The following is a 16,523-nucleotide window of genomic DNA, read 5'->3' as shown; positions in this document are numbered from 1 at the left end:
CTATTAATTGCTATTAGCAAAGTCGTTACAAGCCTCAATAACTTTCTGAACCTGCTGATCGCTCATAACTGGACTGATCGGCAGGCTCAGAACTTGGTGATGTATTGCTTCAGTGATCGGATAGGCTTGGGTATTCCACTCTCTGTAGGCTTGCTGCTGGTGCGGTGGTATAGGGTAGTGAATCATCGTATGCACTTGTGCTTTCTGCAAGTGGTCGTATAGCGCATCACGCCGAGTGGATCTCACTACATAAAGGTGGAACGCATGGCTTTGGAGCCTATCCCGAGTTTCGTTCCTCCCTGTAGGCTGAATGATTAAATCATTTTGGATTCCGACAACATATGCTGAAGCAATCTCTTGGCGCCGGCGTGTTTCGGCATCGAGATAGCCAAGCTTTACCCTCAGTAGGGCGGCCTGCATCTCATCCAACCTGCTATTTACGCCCTGGTAGAGGTTCTCGTATTTCTTTTGGCTGCCGTAATTACCTAATGCCCGAATGGTTTTGGCCAACTCTTCATCATCTGTGGTAACAGCACCCGCATCCCCAAGGGCACCCAGATTCTTGCCTGGATAAAAGCTGAATCCGGCCGCATGGCCCCAGCTGCCAGCTTTGCGACCATCTATGCTGGCACCATGGGCCTGGGCCGCATCTTCCATTACCAAAAGACCGTTTTTATCCGCCAATCGCATCAGCTCTGACATTGGGGAGATCTGTCCATAGAGGTGAACGGCAACGATGGCTTTGGTGTTGGGGGTGATGGCCGCAGCGGTTTTTTCAGGGCACAGGTTGAAGGTGCTCTCGTCCGGCTCGACCAACACCGGCTTTAACCGGTTTTCGGTGATGGCTAGTATGCTGGCAATATAGGTGTTGGCCGGAACGATGACTTCGTCATTCTCTTTCAGCTTCCCCATTTCTTTCCAAGCCCTGAGGGTCAGGATAAGCGCCTCCAGGCCATTAGCTACGCCTATGCAATGCTTGCTGCCGCAGTATTCGGCGAACTCTTCTTCGAAAGCTTTTACTTCGTTGCCGTGGATGTACCAGCCGGAGTCGATTACGCGGGTGGCGGCGGCTACGAGTTCATCTCGGTATTGGGCGTTGATTGTTTTGAGATCTAGGAAGGGAATCATTAATCAATATACCTAATTACTTTCGCTGGATTGCCAGCTACAACGGCACCAGCTGGAACGTTTTTTGTGACAACCGCACCAGCTCCCACCATAGCTGATTTACCAATAGTTATCCCTGGAAGTAATGTCGCGTTTGCTCCAATACTGGCATTGCTTTCGATAACTACGCCGGTGAATTTTTCCGGATACTCCTGAGAGCGGGGGTATGGGTCATTTGTGAGTGTTACGTTCGGGCCTATAAACACATCGTCTTTTATACGAGTTCCGTCCCATAATTGAACGCCTGACTTCACTGTCACCCTATCGCCGACGATTACATCGCCTTCGATTAAAGTTTGGGCGCAAATATTACAATTTTGACCAATTTTCGCGCCTTTGAGGATAACTACAAATTGCCAGACCTTTGTACCCTCGCCTATGGTGCACTCGGCAACGTCTGCAAGTGGATGGATATAAATCATCGATTCACCCACTTTAGAAAGTCTTCGTAACTTCTGATGTAATCTGATTCGTCGTAGTGTTCACTCGCCAAGACGAGCAATATGCAGTCTTGGCTAAAGTCGTGTATTTCCCGCCAAATCAGATCCTCGATCAACAAGCCCTTGGTTGGGCATTCCAACCAGACTTCTTCCCGGGTGGTACCATCATCCAACAACATGCGGCACTGGCCAGCTAAGCAGATGGCAACCTGCTTCAGGTTTTTATGGGCGTGATAACCACGGCTCACACCTTGCTCGGTGTGGTAGATGTAATACACACGCTTGATGTCGAACGGGACAACTTTATCTTGGCCCATTTCTACCGCAACGAGACTTCCTCTCTGATCTCCAAGACTTGGGAAATCCAACCATTTAATAAGGCTCATTTCGCCGTACCCTTTAATAAATCCGCCAGGTATTCGCCATAACCGTTTTTTTTGAGTTGGTCCGCCTGAGTTTTCATTTGCCGCGCGGTTAACCACCCTTGGTTAAAGGCGATTTCTTCAAGGCAGGCGATCTTATACCCTTGCCGCTTTTCGATGGTTTCTACAAAATGTGCAGCTTCAAGCAGGCTTTCATGCGTGCCAGTGTCTAGCCAGGCGAAGCCACGGCCCAACAATTCTACGTTAAGGCTACCTTGTTCAAGATAAGCCCGGTTTACGCAGGTAATTTCCAGTTCGCCGCGGTGGCTGGGTTCCACTTGCTTGGCAATGTCTATCACGCTGTTGTCGTAGAAGTAGAGACCGGTTACGGCATAGTGGGATTTCGGATTATTGGGCTTCTCTTCGATGGAAAGCGCTTTGTGGTTTTCATCAAACTCCACCACACCGAAACGTTCCGGATCTTTCACTTGGTAGCCAAATACGGTGGCACCACCTTTTTCCTGAGTTTTTTGGACGGCTTCGCGTAGTTTTGGGGTGAACCCTTGCCCATAAAAAATATTGTCGCCCAAAACAAGACACACGCTATCACTAGCGATGAACTTCTCAGCAATGATGAAAGCCTGGGCGAGGCCGTCTGGGCTTGGCTGCACTTCGTAGCTAATGTTAATGCCGAACTGTTCACCAGTCCCCAGTGCTCGCTTGAATCCCGCCTGATCTTCCGGAGTAGTAATGATTAAGATGTCCCGAATTCCCGCCAGCATGAGGACAGAGAGCGGGTAGTAGATCATGGGTTTGTCATACACTGGCAGGAGTTGTTTCGAGGTGCCGAGTGTTATCGGGTACAAGCGGGTGCCAGAGCCACCTGCCAGGACGATTCCCTTCATACTGCTGCTCCAAGGCGTTCGCGTTGGTAGATGCCGTCCTGTACTCGCTGGCACCAGTCGACGTTATTGAGGTACCACTGAACGGTTTTCCGGATGCCTGTTTCGAAGGTTTCACGGGGCGCCCAGCCGAGTTCTTTCTGGATTTTGCTCGCATCTATGGCATAGCGCATATCGTGGCCGGGGCGGTCGGTCACGAAGGTTATCAGGTCCCGGTAGCTGTATTTTTGTGGACGGAGTTCCTGAAGGATGTCGCAGATGGTGTGTACCACTTCGATGTTCTGTCTTTCGTTGTGGCCGCCAATGTTGTAGGTTGCGCCGGGTTTGCCTTCGGTAGCAACTTTGTAGAGGGCGCGAGCGTGGTCTTCCACAAACAGCCAGTCTCGGATCTGGTCGCCTTTGCCGTAAACGGGGAGCGGCTTGCCTTCCAGAGCGTTAAGGATCACCAACGGGATGAGCTTTTCCGGGAAGTGGTACGGGCCATAGTTGTTGCTACAGTTGGTTAGCAAGACCGGCAAGCCGTAGGTGCGGTGCCAAGCTCTTACCAGGTGGTCGGAGCTGGCTTTACTGGCACTGTAGGGGCTACTTGGCGCGTAGGGGGTTTCCTCTAAAAACAGATGCTCTTCGGCATCGGCGGTGTCGTTTGGATGGGGGAGGTCGCCGTAAACTTCGTCGGTGCTAATATGGTGGAAGCGGAACGCAGTTTTCTTTGCTTCCGGCAGTGTATCCCAGTAATTGCGAGTGGCTTCCAGCAGGGTGTAAGTGCCGACAATGTTGGTTTCAATGAATTCGGCTGGGCCGTCGATAGAGCGGTCTACGTGGCTTTCCGCCGCAAGGTGCATAATGGCGTCTGGCTGGTTTTGGGACAGTATACGGTCGACTTCGGCGCGGTTGCAGATATCGGCTTGCTCAAAGATGTAGCGTTCGCTATCGCTCACGTCCGCCAGGCTTTCGAGGTTACCTGCGTATGTGAGTTTGTCGAGGTTGACCACTTCATCGTTGGTGTTGGTGATTATGTGACGGATGACAGCGGAGCCGATAAAGCCGGCGCCGCCAGTTACAAGTACTTTCATGCGCACCCTTCTTCTTGCTGACCGTTACCGATAAACGCTCTGACCAAAACGATACAAACTCCAAGCATTAGGCCGAATGCAGTTGCTCCGATAGTCATCAGTGCTCGCTTTGGCTCACTTTTCTCTTCCGGTATCACTGCCGGATCAATGGTTTTAAAAACGTACTCCTTTTGAGCATTCGCCAGCATTACCGTACGAGTTTCGCTTTCTATCAACTGGTAGAACACCTGCTGCATACCAGCAATCGTGATCTCGTTCAGCTTTTCCTCGAGATACTCAATACGGGCCTCGGCTTCTTCCACATCTTGCTTGCGCATGTATTCATTAATGTCTTCCATCAGCTTCTCAGCCCATTCCTTAGCCAAAATAGGAGAATAGTGCTGAACGCTCACCGTGATCATGCCTGTATCTTTGTTTTCGCTGACACCGAAGTGGTCTTCCCGGAAGACTTCTACCATCTCCCAATCCGTGGGCTTATGGGTTTCACCATCGCTATAGGGCAGCCATTCGCCTGTTTCGGGATTGTACTTATCCCGGTCGTACACCCAATCCCCGGTCTTCTCGTTCCATCCTTCCACGGCCATTAACGGAATTTCCATATCGTGGCGTTGGAAAAAACCGGTGAGGAACGCCCGAGACTGCATCACCTCTTTGGCAATCACGATCTGATTGGAGCCGCCGCCACCCAGATTAATACCGGCAAGGCTCGCCAAACCACCGAACTGGCCGGCAAGGCCACTGAGGCCACCGTCTTCTTGTGCAGGGGCGACCAGCACACTGGTTTTATATATATTGGGCTTGTTGAGCGCATAGCCAACGCCAGCGGCAGCGAACACGATTGTCGTCAGGATAACAATCCACTTTCCCCGCCACAGAGTAAGAAAAAGGTCGCGAAGGTCAATTTCATCGTCTGGGTAGTGCTGTTGCTCTGTTCCTTGATTCATTACAGGTTCCCCACAGCAGCGGCACCAAGGGCAATCTGGTAAACGATCTGGCTTACGTTGGTCCAGAGTTCGAGCTGGTTCAGACGATCCACATCAATGGGCATAATAACGGTATCGCCCGGTTCCAGTTGCTGGCTTCTGCCGCCGAACCAGCGGCTTTTCTCCGGCAACAATACAGATCCATCCGCCTTCACTACATAAACCCTGCTCTCATCCGCTTGGCGAGTGGGTCCGCCCGAGCGCTCGAGATAGTCATCCACCGTTAGTCCCACTTGATGCAGGTGGCTGGTCGGGAATTGGACTTCTCCAAAGACCGTTACTGACTGGGGGATAGTTGGTACCGTGAGAGTGTCACCATCTTGCAATCGAATGGATTGGTAATCGGGATCGTTTATAACACTTGCAAGATCTATCACGAGCCGGCCTACCGGTTCACTGCCTTGGACCTCTTCAAGTAAGCTCTTTACTTCTTGGGTTCGATCGGCGCTCTGGCCGGAGAAGTTGTCGCCCTCCAGCTGAACACCCAGTAAATCCCCCTGCAGGCGCTCTTCTGCTTCTCTAAGGCGCTGAGCCTCCAACTGGCGGAGTTTTTCACGGGAGAATACGGCGCCTTTTGGGAATGCATTGTCTGTGAGCCCCCCGGCTCTCTCCAGCACTTCTCTGAGGGTCTCACCATCTCTGAAGGTATATTGGCCCGGGTAACGAACTTCGCCTTTCAGTTCAACGGTACGGGTTTTGGCGAAGTCGGGTATGGATTTGATCAGGATTCTGTCACGGCTTTCCAGCTTGAGGTTTGCTTTTCCGGCCATGGCGTCGGCCAGATCCACGTTCAGGATCCGGGTTTGGCCGGTACCATTCTCATCAACGGTATAACGCGCCACTTCTGCCTGGTACAACGAGGCAGAGTCTTTCAAACCGCCGGCTACAAAAATGGCATCGGTCAGGTTACGGGTTGCCGGCATCGGGTATTCACCAGGGTAACGAACCGGGCCGGTTATCTGGATTGTCTGTTGCGGTTTATCGGGGCTCGCCTGAGCCTTGAGCCGCTGGATAACCGGAGCAAAAAGAATTTCCCGGGTGAAGGTTTCAGGCCCCGCTTCTTTTTCCTCAATTTCTGCCTTCTCTCCGTTCATGCGCTCAGTGGTCTCACCCTCTTCCTTATCGAGAATATCCACCTTCCCTGCATCTGAGAAAAAGAACAAACGGTCTCTTTCCTCCAGCTGCAGGTCGTGCTCACCCCCAGGGTTGCGCACCGCCTTGCGCAAGCGAAGATTCAGTACAGAGATGCTGTCATCGGACGGATTGGTTCGTACGATGGCCGCGTACTGCTTGTCCGCTACCGGCAACAAATCACTGTTCAGATTATCGATAAGTGAGGTAACCCGCATTCCCGGCATCCATGCGAATTTACCGGTTCTGGTCGCCGCACCTTTTACTTCAACGTACTGCCCTGTGACATCGGAAATAGAGGGTATCTGGACTCTGTCGCCGGCCTGGATTCTCGCACTTTGTCCTTTCGGCGAGGTGTAATCGGCTTCGGCAATAATCCGCAGGAAATCCTCGTTAGTACGCTCAATATTGATCCGTTGCGGGTAGGCTTGTGGTGTCAGGCCACCGGCCATACGAATCAGGTCAGCAAGGGTATTGGTTCCCTGAAGTTCGTACAGAGCGGGCCGATAAACCTCGCCATCTATACCGGCGCGCTGTCCCACGGGCGGGATGAAGACCACGTCGCCTGGCTGCAGGCGGCTGTCTTCCGAGCTGTCGCCGGCCATTAGCAGGTCGTAAAGATCCAGGGTGCCCAGGAGTTTGCCGTCTCGCTTATGTTGGACATTCCGAAGGGAGCCGGTTTGCTTGATGCCACCGGAAACATAAAGTGCGTTCGTGATGGTAGAGAGGGAGCTCACACTATAGGAACCGGGGTTCCTCGCCTCACCCAGCACGAATACACGCATGCTGCGAAGCTCGCCCAGGGAAACGCTCGCCTCTACGCCAATATACTGCTCGGAAACCCGCTTTTTGATTTGCTGCCGCGCCTCATCGAAACTCAGGCCTGCAACACTCATTGGGCCAGACTGCGGAAAGCTGATAGACCCATCCCGGCTTATGGGCAATTCCAGGTTCTGGTTCTCTTTGCCCCAAAGCTGGATGCGCAGCACGTCGCCGGGGCCGAGGGTGTAATCCGAAGGCACAGGGATCTCGGTGACGGGTGCGAAAGTGGTGGGGTTGCCAGCAAACAAATCGTAACCGTATGGTCTTAGGCCATCGTTCTTTTCGGCTTCCTCATCCTCTCTCTGCTTCTCGGCCTCGGCCCGTTCCCTCTCTTCATCGGCAGCCCTGGAAACAGGCTCAACCACATCTTGCCTTTGGGGGCGTTGTGTCTGGTTGCTGCTGCCAGTAAGGCTGTCAAGATCCACACCGTATTGCCGGGCAAGGGATTCCTGCTGGGCTCTGGGCAATTGCTTGAACTGCTCGATCTGGGCGGGGGATATCGATTGCCCATAGCTGGCAAGCGGCAGCAAAAGAGCAAGGGTAATAAGTAGTTTTTTAACCGTCACTGTTTTCAATCCGGGCCTATAGAATTTGAATTAGAAGCGGTACTTCCAGGAAGCGGAGAGGGACCAACGGTCCTTTTCCCCGCCCAGAAGTTGAATTTCTTTGTCGGTCAGTTGAAGGTTCAGATCCAGCCACCCACCGAGCACTTCGTTGCCGTAACCGAGATTGGCTATCGCAACTTTCTGAGCGCCATCCGGTACGTTGTAAAAAACCTCGTCGTCGGGCTGGCTCACACGGTTACCGCCGTCTTTGTTGAGGTTGGCGTAGGTCAATGTAGCTGTCAGGTTACTTCCGTCCGGCAGGAAATTCAGCAGGCCCAGAGACAGGGCTTCGGCGTCTGCATCGAAGGTGGAGCCTATCGCTCTGCCATAGTATTGGTAACCCGTGGTGTATAAAAAATGATCGTACGCGTAATCCGCACGAGGGTCACCCAGCAGGTCCTCCGCCAAAGTGTTGGTAAATTCGACAAACCATTGTTGATCCGAACGGAGCAACTGGCTTGTCCAGTCTACGCCAAAGAGCCATGATTTACGGGAAGGCAAGTAACCCGCTTCGTCTTCGCCCATCATCTGGGCGTATAGCCCCATGGTTTGTTCACCCAGGGGGAAGCCGTACCGGGCGTCGATGGTTGCTAACTGATTGCTGGGATCGTCCTGCGTGGACTCTCCGGCAACAGTGTTGTCTTGGCCGATAAGTGCATCCCATATTGTAGAGAGCCCCTCGGGCCTGCCCTCACCACCGAAAATAATGGTTCGGGAAAGCCCGATTTCGAGCCGCTCAATGGGTACAAAGGTTACCCTCATACCGATCATTTTGGCGTCGGGAATGGTGCGTTCTTCTTCCAGCTGCCCCAGAAACAGGTTCAACTTCCAGGGGCCGATCCATGAGAGCAGGTCCGATTCCGGTGCCAGGCTGCTTTTTCTGTCAATCCATACGGCTGGAATGGGCCTGGCGTTGTTAGAGAGAATCATGGTGGATTGCCAGCCCGGGCCCCACCACCGGTCGATAGCCCCAACACCGAGCACCCAGTTCCCTGCGGTTGCGGCAACGTAAGAGCCATCAAGCCTGAACTCCTTGCCATCGCCAGGATCTGCGACTGCCGATGGTGAAATCCCTGCTGCCCAGGCTTCGCCCTGCCATTGAAGCGTTGCGGTAAGCTGGCCTTCCTCCCGGGGCAGATCGTGGAAGCCACGGAGGAAGGCTGGATCGTTGGCGCCCTCAAGCTTCAGTTCTCCACGGAAACCAGTTTCCGCCTGCTGTTCCCTCTCAAACCCCAAATAGGCGCGCTGAGTGGCCACCGAGCTGTCACTGCTTTCATCCAGCCCCTGCTCCAGATCTGCCCAATTGATTGGCCAGGTGGTTGTGGATGCATCGAGGTGACCACGGTCGGACAGTTTCTGGATGGAGTGGCGCGCCCGCGCGTCTCCGGGCCCAAGCCAGGGGGCGGCAAAAGCTTGCAACGGGGCTGCCAGAAACACACCCGCAGACAGTATTGTTATTACACGTCGCATTGATTCAAGCCGAAAAGGTCTGGTTAATAGATGTCTTTCGAGATCAGTGTTAGCGGCGTTTTGATGAGAATCTTGACGTCCAGCCACAAGCTCCAGTGGTTGATGTAATCAAGGTCGAGCTCTACCCGCTTCTGCATCTTGTCGATGGTTTCTGTTTCTCCGCGGTATCCGCTTATCTGTGCCAGCCCGGTTATTCCCGGTTTGATGCGGTGCCGCGCCATGTAGGCAATTATTTTATCGGAATAGTAGTCATTATGGGCAATAGCATGCGGCCTGGGGCCGACGAGGGACATATCCCCTTTTAGCACATTGAATAGCTGCGGCAGCTCATCGATTGAGGAGCGGCGCAGGAATCTTCCAACCGGCGTTACCCGGGGATCGTCCTTGGTGGCCTGCTTTACTTTCTGATCATCGTGCATACGCATTGAGCGGAACTTCAGAACTTCGATAATGTTGCCGTTCCAGCCATGGCGCTTTTGGCGGAACAGCACAGGGCCCGGCGAGCTGAGTTTCACTGCAATGGCGACACCCAACAAAAGTGGGCTGAGCAATAGAATACCAAGAAGCGCACAGGTTCTGTCCATGATGGACTTCAGGAAGGCGCTGCCCGGGTAGGATGTTAGCGGGCTTTCGTTCAGGTTGATTGCCGGCATTCCACCCAGGTTGTAGATACTGTGGTTCAGCAGCTTGAGATTGGCAAAATCGGGCACCCAGACCACATCAACGCTGGCATCGAGAAGGTCAACATAAAGGCCTTCAATCTGGTCCGTTTCCTTGGCGGGCAACGCGATGTAGACGCGGTTGACACGGTTATCGCGAAGAATCGACCTTAACTGGCTGACCGTTCCCAGAGTCGGATAATAAGGGGTCTCGGCGTTACCGTTGTGAGGGTCTTCGTCGTCCAGGCAAACCATGCCCAACATACTTTCCTTGCGCTCGTGACGAAGCTTGGTTGCCAACGTAAGTGCAATGTCGCCACAGCCTATAATCACTGAAGCATTCGCAAAGCGGTGGCGCTTGTCCATTCTACGAACAATCTTGTGTACTGGTACGAACGCCAGCGCCTGGAGCCCGAAGCCTGCTGCTACCCACTGCAATATGACTTCCCTGGAATAGCTTTCACTGGTTTTGGTTACGAACGCAATGAATGCGAGCATGGCCACCAGCGTCGACCAGGCGGCAAGAATCCTGGCGATACCCACCAGATAGCCACTACGAATACTGTAAGCGCGGAAGACAGCGAAAAGAGGAATGGCGAGCAACGAAGAAACTACTGCCAGCATTCTGTAGTGCGAAGCTACATCGCTCCCTGTTTTTTCAACCGCAAGCCAGATGAGCAGGCTGCACTGAATGAACGTGGCTACAGCCCATTGCATCCAAAAGGCAAACTGAACGCGGCCACTCGCCTGTGGCGCGAGAGGAAACTCGTGAGTTCTCTTGTTAAGCGACACTCTGTTCAAGGCCTCAACAGGAGGTTGAATTCGGGACATGTCATTCATTTAAGCTGGAATCTCTCAAGCACGCTACCGCCCCACCGACCAGGGCCCAGTGTTTTAAGGTCAAAATTAGATTATCTGAAAAATGACAGGAAACAGGCAAAAGGGAGGGAACAACTGAATCCCAACTGTATCCCTGTCGGTAGATGAATGTTCTGTTTCAGAAGCGTGACGATTCTACGTCATCGCCTGTGACAAGCAAGTGACAAAAAGTCTGACACTATGGTTTCAGGGACTTGCGGCAGTAAAGAATTGTTAAAGAGTTGAAGATGCAATTATTGCCAGCCACCGCAGCGGGAAGGAAGGTGTTTTTTCAGGTTATCTCACCTTTTTAGAGCAGAGACAGGAACCCTTACCATTTGTTGCTTTTGCATAAAGTTTATCAGCACGATTGCACGCGCCTCGCCGTCGTAGGACTGGAAGATGGCATTAATGCCCTCAAACGGCCCTTCATTCAATTGCACTGCCTGGCCTGGCTTTATGCCACCCAGCTCTGCCACCGAGTCCAGGCTCTCTTTTATGTGCTGAATCACAGCATCTCTGATGGGTGCAGGTTTGTTGGCGAAGCCCACAACACGAAGAACCCCCCGGGTAGACCGGAGCTTCGACCACATTGGATCGCTCTGCTCAAGATTTACGAACAGATAACCGGGAAACAGCGGCTCCAGTTTCTTCGAGCGCTTTCCGCCCTTGATTTCCTCAACACTGATTTTCGGGTAGAAGCAGGCAATGTCCTGATTCTGTAGGTGCTGAAGAGCTCGGTCGCCCTGAGCGGGCTTGTGTTGAAGTGCGTACCAGGTCATGGCCGGAGACTGTACCAGCTTCCCGATGCTACGAAATACGGATTTAACACATCTTGTTTACCGTATTTCAATGGCATGCCATCAAGCGTTTCCACTTTTCCGCCAGCCGCCATCAAAACGGCCTGAGCAGCACCCGTATCCCACTCACAGGTAGGCCCCAGGCGGGGATAGATGTCGGCATGGCCTTCGGCAATTCGGCAGAATTTGAGGGAGCTTCCCGCCTGAATCAGCTCATGCTCACCTAGCTTTTCCTCAATGAAAGCTTTCGTTTCCTTATTAAGGTGATTTTTGCTGGCCACTACGCGCTTGACCACCTTGGGTTCTGCCACCCGAATTCGGTGAACTTTGCCAGTTCGATCACGCATGTGGGCACCCTCACCTACCACCCCCCAATAAGCTTCTTTCAGGGCCGGAGCGATGACCACACCCATAACCGGCTCACCGTCCTCAATCATGGCGATGTTGACGGTGAACTCGCCGGTGCGTTGAGTGAAGTCCTTGGTACCGTCGACAGGGTCCACCAGCCAGAACCGGCGCCAGTGTTTGCGCTCTTCCCAGGGGATATCCTTCCCCTCTTCCGAAAGGATGGGTATATCCCGGCTAATTCTGCGCAGCCCGTGGGTGATGATGTCGTGGGCGGCGGTGTCTGCGGCCGTGATCGGAGAATCGTCTGCTTTGTAGCTCACCTTGAAATCAGACTGGTAGATATGCAGCACTTTTTCGCTGGCTTCGTCTGCTACCTTGATGACATCCGGGAGAACGGAGCTGTAATGCATGCGATTCGCTTCCTGCTTCAGATCAAAACGTTATGAACTATGATGGGTAATAGTAACACTCCCTTAACAAAGAACCAGAAGGACGCCTCTATGAAACTTCGCTTCCTTGGCGGCACAGGCACAGTCACCGGCTCCCGCTACCTGCTCTCGGATGATAAGCACCGGGTGCTGGTGGACTGCGGCATGTACCAAGGCGTTAAAACCCTGCGCCGGCGAAACTGGGCGAAGTTTCCGGTGGATCCTTCCACCATCGATGCGGTGGTGCTTACCCACGCTCATATTGACCACTCGGGTTACCTGCCAGCCCTCGTAAAAAACGGCTTCAAAGGCAAGGTATACTGCACCAAGGCCACCCATGAACTGTGCAAGGTACTGCTACCGGACGCCGGCTTCCTGCAGGAGGAGGATGCAAAATACGCCTTCCGCAAGAAGTTCTCAAAGCACGAGAAGCCGGAGCCGCTGTTTACCGAGAAAGACGCTTGGGAAGCGCTCAAACATTTTGAGTCCCTGCACTACCATGAGACGTTCGAGCCGGTGAAAGGGTTCCAGGTAACCTTTACTCCGGCAGGCCATATTCTGGGATCATCCTGTGTGCACGTTCATCACAAGGGCGCAGACAGAACGGTTGTGTTCAGCGGGGACGTGGGGCGACAAAACGACATCATCATGCGGCCGCCGGAGCCGCTGCAGAAAGCCGACGTGCTGGTGTGCGAATCAACCTACGGGGATCGCGCCCATGGTGAAACAGATCCGGAAGCGGAGCTGGCCGAAATCATCACGAAAACCGCCGGGCGCGGCGGCATTGTGCTTTTACCGGCGTTCGCCGTTGGCCGGGCGCAGATGCTGCTTTATGTGATACACAAGATTATGGGAGACGGGAAGATCCCCAAGCTTCCCGTGTTCCTGAACAGCCCGATGGCCATCAAGGCTACAGAGATTTTCTGCAAGCACCATAAGGAACACAAGCTGAATGCGGCCCAGTGTGAGCTGATTGATGAGAAAACCCAGTTTGTTCGCAAGGTGGAAGAATCGATCAAACTGGACGCGGTGCGCTATCCCTGCGTGATTATTTCTGCCAGCGGGATGGCCAGTGGTGGGCGGGTGCTGCACCACCTGAAAACGCTGCTACCGAATCCTCGAAACAGCATAGTTTTTGCGGGCTTCCAGGCACCGGGTACTCGTGGTGATGCGTTAGTGAATGGTGCGGAATCGGTGAAGATTCATGGCGAGTACTGGCCGGTGAAAGCCGAAATTCATAACCTCGACTCTCTCTCCGCCCATGGTGATTACAACGAGATTCTAACCTGGCTGGAGCAAGGTTCACTTAAGCCGGAGAAGGTGTACGTCACTCACGGCGAGCTGGTTGCGAGTGACGTAATGCGCAAGCGGATTTGCGAAAAATTCGGCTGGGATGCAGAGGTGCCTGAACTGTTTGAAGAAGTGGAGGTTTAAATAACAGTACAACCTAATGGGCTATACCTGTCTCTCCAGTTTGAGGCACCGCTTGTATCAACCACACAATTCCAGGTTCCGTTGACCGTGCGTTCGAGCCTCAACACCAACCCCGAAAGGTCGCCGTGTGCATTGCCGCCCATGGTCACCTGGAGGTGCCCAGAACCGTCAGGATTTAACACTGCTATATCAGTCGCCGGGGTACCCGTAGTTAAGGGTGAAGGGGAATAACCGATATCGGAGTTTGCGAGCGTACCGTTCCGGACAAGGCGCTCCTCCACGGCCGACTTGTAGGCGGCTAGTTCCCCAAGCGCCTGATTAATTTGAGATTGCATCACGTGCCCCTGGTAGGCTGGCAACGCAAAGGACGCAAGAATCCCTATGATCGCAACAACGATCATGAGTTCAATAAGGGTAAAACCACGATTTTTTGCAGACATGCCTTGTATTCCACAGACTCTACGACATCTTTAACGGAGCAAAGATTGGACCAAAGCGTTGGCAAATCGGAAAAGATTCTCTTTCTTCGCATCCAGACTGGACTTACGGAGAGTCAGTTCGAGGAAAATTTCCATGAAACCAGAAGCGCGGCATTGTGGGCTGCCTTAGCTCCTCTTTGTAGTAAATCTCATCGGTCCTCATATCGACATAATAGGCGTGCACTTGGCCCAGCCATAAAAGCCAAAGCAGGACAATCAATGGCGCCAAAAAGACTGTAACCACAAGTCTCCCATACGATTTTGGGTTCGTTTGTGCGCCTCGCACTTCAAACAAACCGCACGGGACAATTAACGCCCAGAAGCCGGCCAGTACCAACACTCCAACCAACATTGACCCCGGCGCTATGAATACTGCGGACACGCCCGCGTGTACCAGCGCTCCAATCACGGAGGCAACAACGCCACACAACACATTGATATCTTTTGTTTTGCCTTCCAAAAGCAAGGTGCTTCGGCGCTTCCAGAAAAGGAAAGTGCACTGAACCGCAAATATGGCGAGCAGGAAGACCAGCAGCCACCCATACTCGGCAGCCCACATCAGATACATGTTATGCGGATGCCCAAACTTACGGCTTGCTGAATACTCCTCAGTGAGGATATCGTGGGTCAACCACGATTGGGGCCCCATACCAAATGGAAAATGCTGCAAGCTCATGTGCCAAGCCTCGATAAAAAGGGGCAACCTTCCAGAGCTGGTTGCGCTGACCGAACCCAACTCTGATTCACCAAACAGTACTGATGGCACGAACACAGAAAGGACCAACCAGATCACTATCCCAGCAAGGAGATAAATGGTGAATTGTCGCAACCAGGGCCAGCTGTGACGCCCAAAACACAGTGTTACAAAGAGTACACCGCTCGCAACACCCACCATCGTTCCTCTGGAAGCAGACAACAGAATGATCCACCACCAGAGCCCTGCCCCAATAGCGACCAAGGAGCGCCAAAGCCGGTAATCTCGCAGTGGGCCAATAAGAGCGGCGAGCGGCAAAATTGGCAAAAGCCAGGTGGCCACATGACTCCAGTACCGAATATTCACGAAGCCCCATGGAATCAGATCTGAAAGTTCTGACTGGCCATCGGCCAACGCAAACAGGTACACATTGACCGACATGGCGCCATAGAGAAAGCACGAACCGGCAGCAACGGAAACGAAAATCTCGAGGTAGCGATGGACCAGCCCCTGCATAGCCAGAACCAGCCCCGAAAATACAATTGCAGCGAAATAAAACGAGTAGAGGCCTGCTTCCACAAAAGCGTAATTCTTTTCAATGAAACCAAGCGAAAGAACAGAAAAGCCGAGAATAAACGCAATCGCAGGTAACAAGTGTTGCGAGAGCTTAGCCGACGGTAATCCTTTGAATAGGAACCAAATAGTGGCCGCGCAGGAGAGAAAACCAGCTAAACCCACCAAAAGAAAGCGCTGATCCGCGTACGCCCCCCCGTAGGTGGGGAGAAAATCCGCAAACATCACGACACACATACAGAGGATTACTGCGCACCCAGCCACTACAGACACCACCTGATTGGCTCTCAACTTTTTGGTCCTCCAGCTAATCGGTTGATAGAACCCAACCCGAATCAACTAATGTAGCGTTCTTCGTAACAAAAAAGCCCGGGGCCGTAGACCCGGGCTTTCTCACCTTCCGCGCTGATTCTGGCGAATCGTGGCGGAGACTACTTCTCAGCTATCCTACATTAGGATACCGGGCAGCCTGCAGGTGCGTAGCTGTCTTTCCAGCCGCCACCTGCTGCAGGGGCAGTGATGGTGCAGGTGTACGCGCCGTTTGCACTACGAGATACAGTGACAACCGCACCACGTACTGCTGTAGAGGCATCGGTGCCCATTGTGGCTTCCCAGGACAAGGTCGCAAGGTTGCCGTCGTTGATGGTCAAACCAAAGTTAGGAGCAGTGTTTGCGCCGGCGACGAGGTTAGAACCAGTCCAGCCAATGCCGATTTCGCGCGGATTGACGGTAAGATCATCTTCGTTGGCAACAACGCCACCGCTATTAAAGATGCTTTCGGCGTTGGATTTCAGAGCGTTAAGCTCACCCACCAAGCGGGATACCTGTGTACGGGCGGTGTAGTCCTGGTACTGAGGAATAGCAACAGCAGCCAGGATACCGATGATCGCAACTACGATCATCAGTTCGATCAGCGTGAAACCCTTCTGGGCGTGGTTGATTTGAATATTCTTCATTGTCGACCTCTGTGTTTGACGGTTATCAACTCTCAATGGCCCGGGCCCGGTGGAGCCGTGCCCCGCGACCGGTCTTTGAGCCTGAGCGATTCAAAGCAGCTGGCGTGCCAGTTTTGAAACTTACTGCTTTAAGGCTTTATTTTCAGTCCTCTACGCTCCCCAGTGTCGCCGAACATGACCCTATGGAAACGGATCCGCAGCGACAGGATACGTCACCAGGTGACGATTTTTGTCAGTTCCGAGGAGCGCTTGATTGATTCATTCCAGATAATCGTCACTCAATGAATACAGAAAGCGCCTTTCCAAACCAACACCAGACATCTAAACTCAGTGGCATTG

General features: G+C 53.0%; 15 protein-coding genes. 1 reads left to right on the top strand and 14 read right to left on the bottom strand.

What is annotated here, in order from left to right; translation table 11 throughout:
* Positions 1 to 3 precede the first annotated feature (3 nt).
* From KEHDKFFH_RS01425 to cysQ, 11 genes are all read right to left on the bottom strand, one after another.
* Complete coding sequence (locus KEHDKFFH_RS01425) at positions 4 to 1,128, bottom strand: DegT/DnrJ/EryC1/StrS family aminotransferase (RefSeq protein ID WP_104320265.1); 1,125 nt, start codon at positions 1,126 to 1,128, stop codon at positions 4 to 6.
* Positions 1,128 to 1,589 (bottom strand): acyltransferase, encoded by a 462-nt coding sequence (locus KEHDKFFH_RS01420; RefSeq protein ID WP_104320264.1) that lies wholly within the window; start codon positions 1,587 to 1,589, stop codon positions 1,128 to 1,130. The genes KEHDKFFH_RS01425 and KEHDKFFH_RS01420 overlap by 1 nt, the downstream gene beginning before the upstream one ends.
* A complete protein-coding gene (locus KEHDKFFH_RS01415; protein ID WP_104320263.1) occupies positions 1,586 to 1,993 on the bottom strand; it encodes a sugar 3,4-ketoisomerase in 408 nt (135 codons plus the stop codon). The genes KEHDKFFH_RS01420 and KEHDKFFH_RS01415 overlap by 4 nt, the downstream gene beginning before the upstream one ends.
* Positions 1,990 to 2,874, bottom strand: coding sequence for a glucose-1-phosphate thymidylyltransferase RfbA (rfbA, locus tag KEHDKFFH_RS01410; protein ID WP_104320262.1), 885 nt, complete (start codon positions 2,872 to 2,874; stop codon positions 1,990 to 1,992). Before rfbA ends, KEHDKFFH_RS01415 begins: the two co-directional genes overlap by 4 nt.
* Positions 2,871 to 3,944, bottom strand: coding sequence for a dTDP-glucose 4,6-dehydratase (gene rfbB / locus KEHDKFFH_RS01405; protein ID WP_104320261.1), 1,074 nt, complete (start codon positions 3,942 to 3,944; stop codon positions 2,871 to 2,873). The genes rfbA and rfbB overlap by 4 nt, the downstream gene beginning before the upstream one ends.
* Positions 3,941 to 4,888: a Wzz/FepE/Etk N-terminal domain-containing protein gene (locus tag KEHDKFFH_RS01400; RefSeq protein WP_104320260.1), complete on the bottom strand. Its 948-nt coding sequence runs from the start codon at positions 4,886 to 4,888 to the stop codon at positions 3,941 to 3,943. Before KEHDKFFH_RS01400 ends, rfbB begins: the two co-directional genes overlap by 4 nt.
* The gene (locus KEHDKFFH_RS01395; protein WP_104320259.1) at positions 4,888 to 7,446 is read right to left on the bottom strand and encodes an SLBB domain-containing protein; all 2,559 of its coding nucleotides are present in this window, start codon (positions 7,444 to 7,446) and stop codon (positions 4,888 to 4,890) included. The genes KEHDKFFH_RS01400 and KEHDKFFH_RS01395 overlap by 1 nt, the downstream gene beginning before the upstream one ends.
* Before the next feature lie 30 nt (positions 7,447 to 7,476).
* Positions 7,477 to 8,955 carry a capsule assembly Wzi family protein gene (locus KEHDKFFH_RS01390; RefSeq protein WP_104320258.1) on the bottom strand — a complete coding sequence of 493 codons (1,479 nt, stop codon included), beginning with the start codon at positions 8,953 to 8,955 and terminating at the stop codon, positions 7,477 to 7,479.
* A gap of 23 nt (positions 8,956 to 8,978) precedes the next feature.
* A complete protein-coding gene (locus tag KEHDKFFH_RS01385) occupies positions 8,979 to 10,331 on the bottom strand; it encodes an undecaprenyl-phosphate glucose phosphotransferase (protein WP_146084187.1) in 1,353 nt (450 codons plus the stop codon).
* Positions 10,332 to 10,774: 443 nt separating this feature from the next.
* A complete protein-coding gene (rfaH, locus tag KEHDKFFH_RS01380; RefSeq protein WP_104320256.1) occupies positions 10,775 to 11,254 on the bottom strand; it encodes a transcription/translation regulatory transformer protein RfaH in 480 nt (159 codons plus the stop codon).
* Positions 11,251 to 12,030 carry a 3'(2'),5'-bisphosphate nucleotidase CysQ gene (gene cysQ, locus KEHDKFFH_RS01375; protein ID WP_104320255.1) on the bottom strand — a complete coding sequence of 260 codons (780 nt, stop codon included), beginning with the start codon at positions 12,028 to 12,030 and terminating at the stop codon, positions 11,251 to 11,253. Before cysQ ends, rfaH begins: the two co-directional genes overlap by 4 nt.
* Before the next feature lie 90 nt (positions 12,031 to 12,120).
* On the opposite strand from cysQ, the gene KEHDKFFH_RS01370 reads away from it, so the two are divergent.
* Entirely contained in the window at positions 12,121 to 13,482 is a 1,362-nt protein-coding gene (locus KEHDKFFH_RS01370) for an MBL fold metallo-hydrolase (RefSeq protein ID WP_104320254.1), read from the top strand.
* On the opposite strand, the gene KEHDKFFH_RS01365 is transcribed toward KEHDKFFH_RS01370, so the two are convergent.
* The 3 genes from KEHDKFFH_RS01365 to KEHDKFFH_RS01355 all read right to left on the bottom strand — a co-directional run bounded on the left by KEHDKFFH_RS01365 (position 13,479) and on the right by KEHDKFFH_RS01355 (position 16,184).
* On the bottom strand, positions 13,479 to 13,922 hold the full coding sequence (locus KEHDKFFH_RS01365; RefSeq protein WP_064228998.1) for a pilin: 444 nt from the start codon (positions 13,920 to 13,922) through the stop codon (positions 13,479 to 13,481). The genes KEHDKFFH_RS01370 and KEHDKFFH_RS01365 overlap by 4 nt on opposite strands.
* A 103-nt stretch (positions 13,923 to 14,025) precedes the next feature.
* Positions 14,026 to 15,453 carry an O-antigen ligase family protein gene (locus tag KEHDKFFH_RS01360; protein ID WP_158253173.1) on the bottom strand — a complete coding sequence of 476 codons (1,428 nt, stop codon included), beginning with the start codon at positions 15,451 to 15,453 and terminating at the stop codon, positions 14,026 to 14,028.
* A 227-nt stretch (positions 15,454 to 15,680) separates the two neighbouring features.
* Complete coding sequence (locus KEHDKFFH_RS01355; protein WP_104320252.1) at positions 15,681 to 16,184, bottom strand: pilin; 504 nt, start codon at positions 16,182 to 16,184, stop codon at positions 15,681 to 15,683.
* Positions 16,185 to 16,523: the final 339 nt, after the last annotated feature.

Origin of the sequence: Marinobacter maroccanus (genome assembly GCF_002933275.1) — a bacterium.
Lineage (GTDB): Bacteria > Pseudomonadota > Gammaproteobacteria > Pseudomonadales > Oleiphilaceae > Marinobacter > Marinobacter maroccanus.
The sequence above is the reverse complement of the archived record's forward strand: the minus strand, read 5'-3'. Positions and strand labels throughout refer to the sequence as shown.

Excerpts from the sequence above, each read along its gene's own strand:
- KEHDKFFH_RS01425 (WP_104320265.1), bottom strand. The coding sequence starts at position 1,128 with ATGATTCCCTTCCTAGATCTCAAAACAATCAACGCCCAATACCGAGAT.
- KEHDKFFH_RS01420 (WP_104320264.1), bottom strand. The coding sequence starts at position 1,589 with ATGATTTATATCCATCCACTTGCAGACGTTGCCGAGTGCACCATAGGC.
- KEHDKFFH_RS01415 (WP_104320263.1), bottom strand. The coding sequence starts at position 1,993 with ATGAGCCTTATTAAATGGTTGGATTTCCCAAGTCTTGGAGATCAGAGA.
- rfbA (WP_104320262.1), bottom strand. The coding sequence starts at position 2,874 with ATGAAGGGAATCGTCCTGGCAGGTGGCTCTGGCACCCGCTTGTACCCG.
- rfbB (WP_104320261.1), bottom strand. The coding sequence starts at position 3,944 with ATGAAAGTACTTGTAACTGGCGGCGCCGGCTTTATCGGCTCCGCTGTC.
- KEHDKFFH_RS01400 (WP_104320260.1), bottom strand. The coding sequence starts at position 4,888 with ATGAATCAAGGAACAGAGCAACAGCACTACCCAGACGATGAAATTGAC.
- KEHDKFFH_RS01390 (WP_104320258.1), bottom strand. The coding sequence starts at position 8,955 with ATGCGACGTGTAATAACAATACTGTCTGCGGGTGTGTTTCTGGCAGCC.
- KEHDKFFH_RS01385 (WP_146084187.1), bottom strand. The coding sequence starts at position 10,331 with ATGCAATGGGCTGTAGCCACGTTCATTCAGTGCAGCCTGCTCATCTGG.
- rfaH (WP_104320256.1), bottom strand. The coding sequence starts at position 11,254 with ATGACCTGGTACGCACTTCAACACAAGCCCGCTCAGGGCGACCGAGCT.
- cysQ (WP_104320255.1), bottom strand. The coding sequence starts at position 12,030 with ATGCATTACAGCTCCGTTCTCCCGGATGTCATCAAGGTAGCAGACGAA.
- KEHDKFFH_RS01370 (WP_104320254.1), top strand. The coding sequence starts at position 12,121 with ATGAAACTTCGCTTCCTTGGCGGCACAGGCACAGTCACCGGCTCCCGC.
- KEHDKFFH_RS01365 (WP_064228998.1), bottom strand. The coding sequence starts at position 13,922 with ATGTCTGCAAAAAATCGTGGTTTTACCCTTATTGAACTCATGATCGTT.
- KEHDKFFH_RS01360 (WP_158253173.1), bottom strand. The coding sequence starts at position 15,453 with ATGTTTGCGGATTTTCTCCCCACCTACGGGGGGGCGTACGCGGATCAG.
- KEHDKFFH_RS01355 (WP_104320252.1), bottom strand. The coding sequence starts at position 16,184 with ATGAAGAATATTCAAATCAACCACGCCCAGAAGGGTTTCACGCTGATC.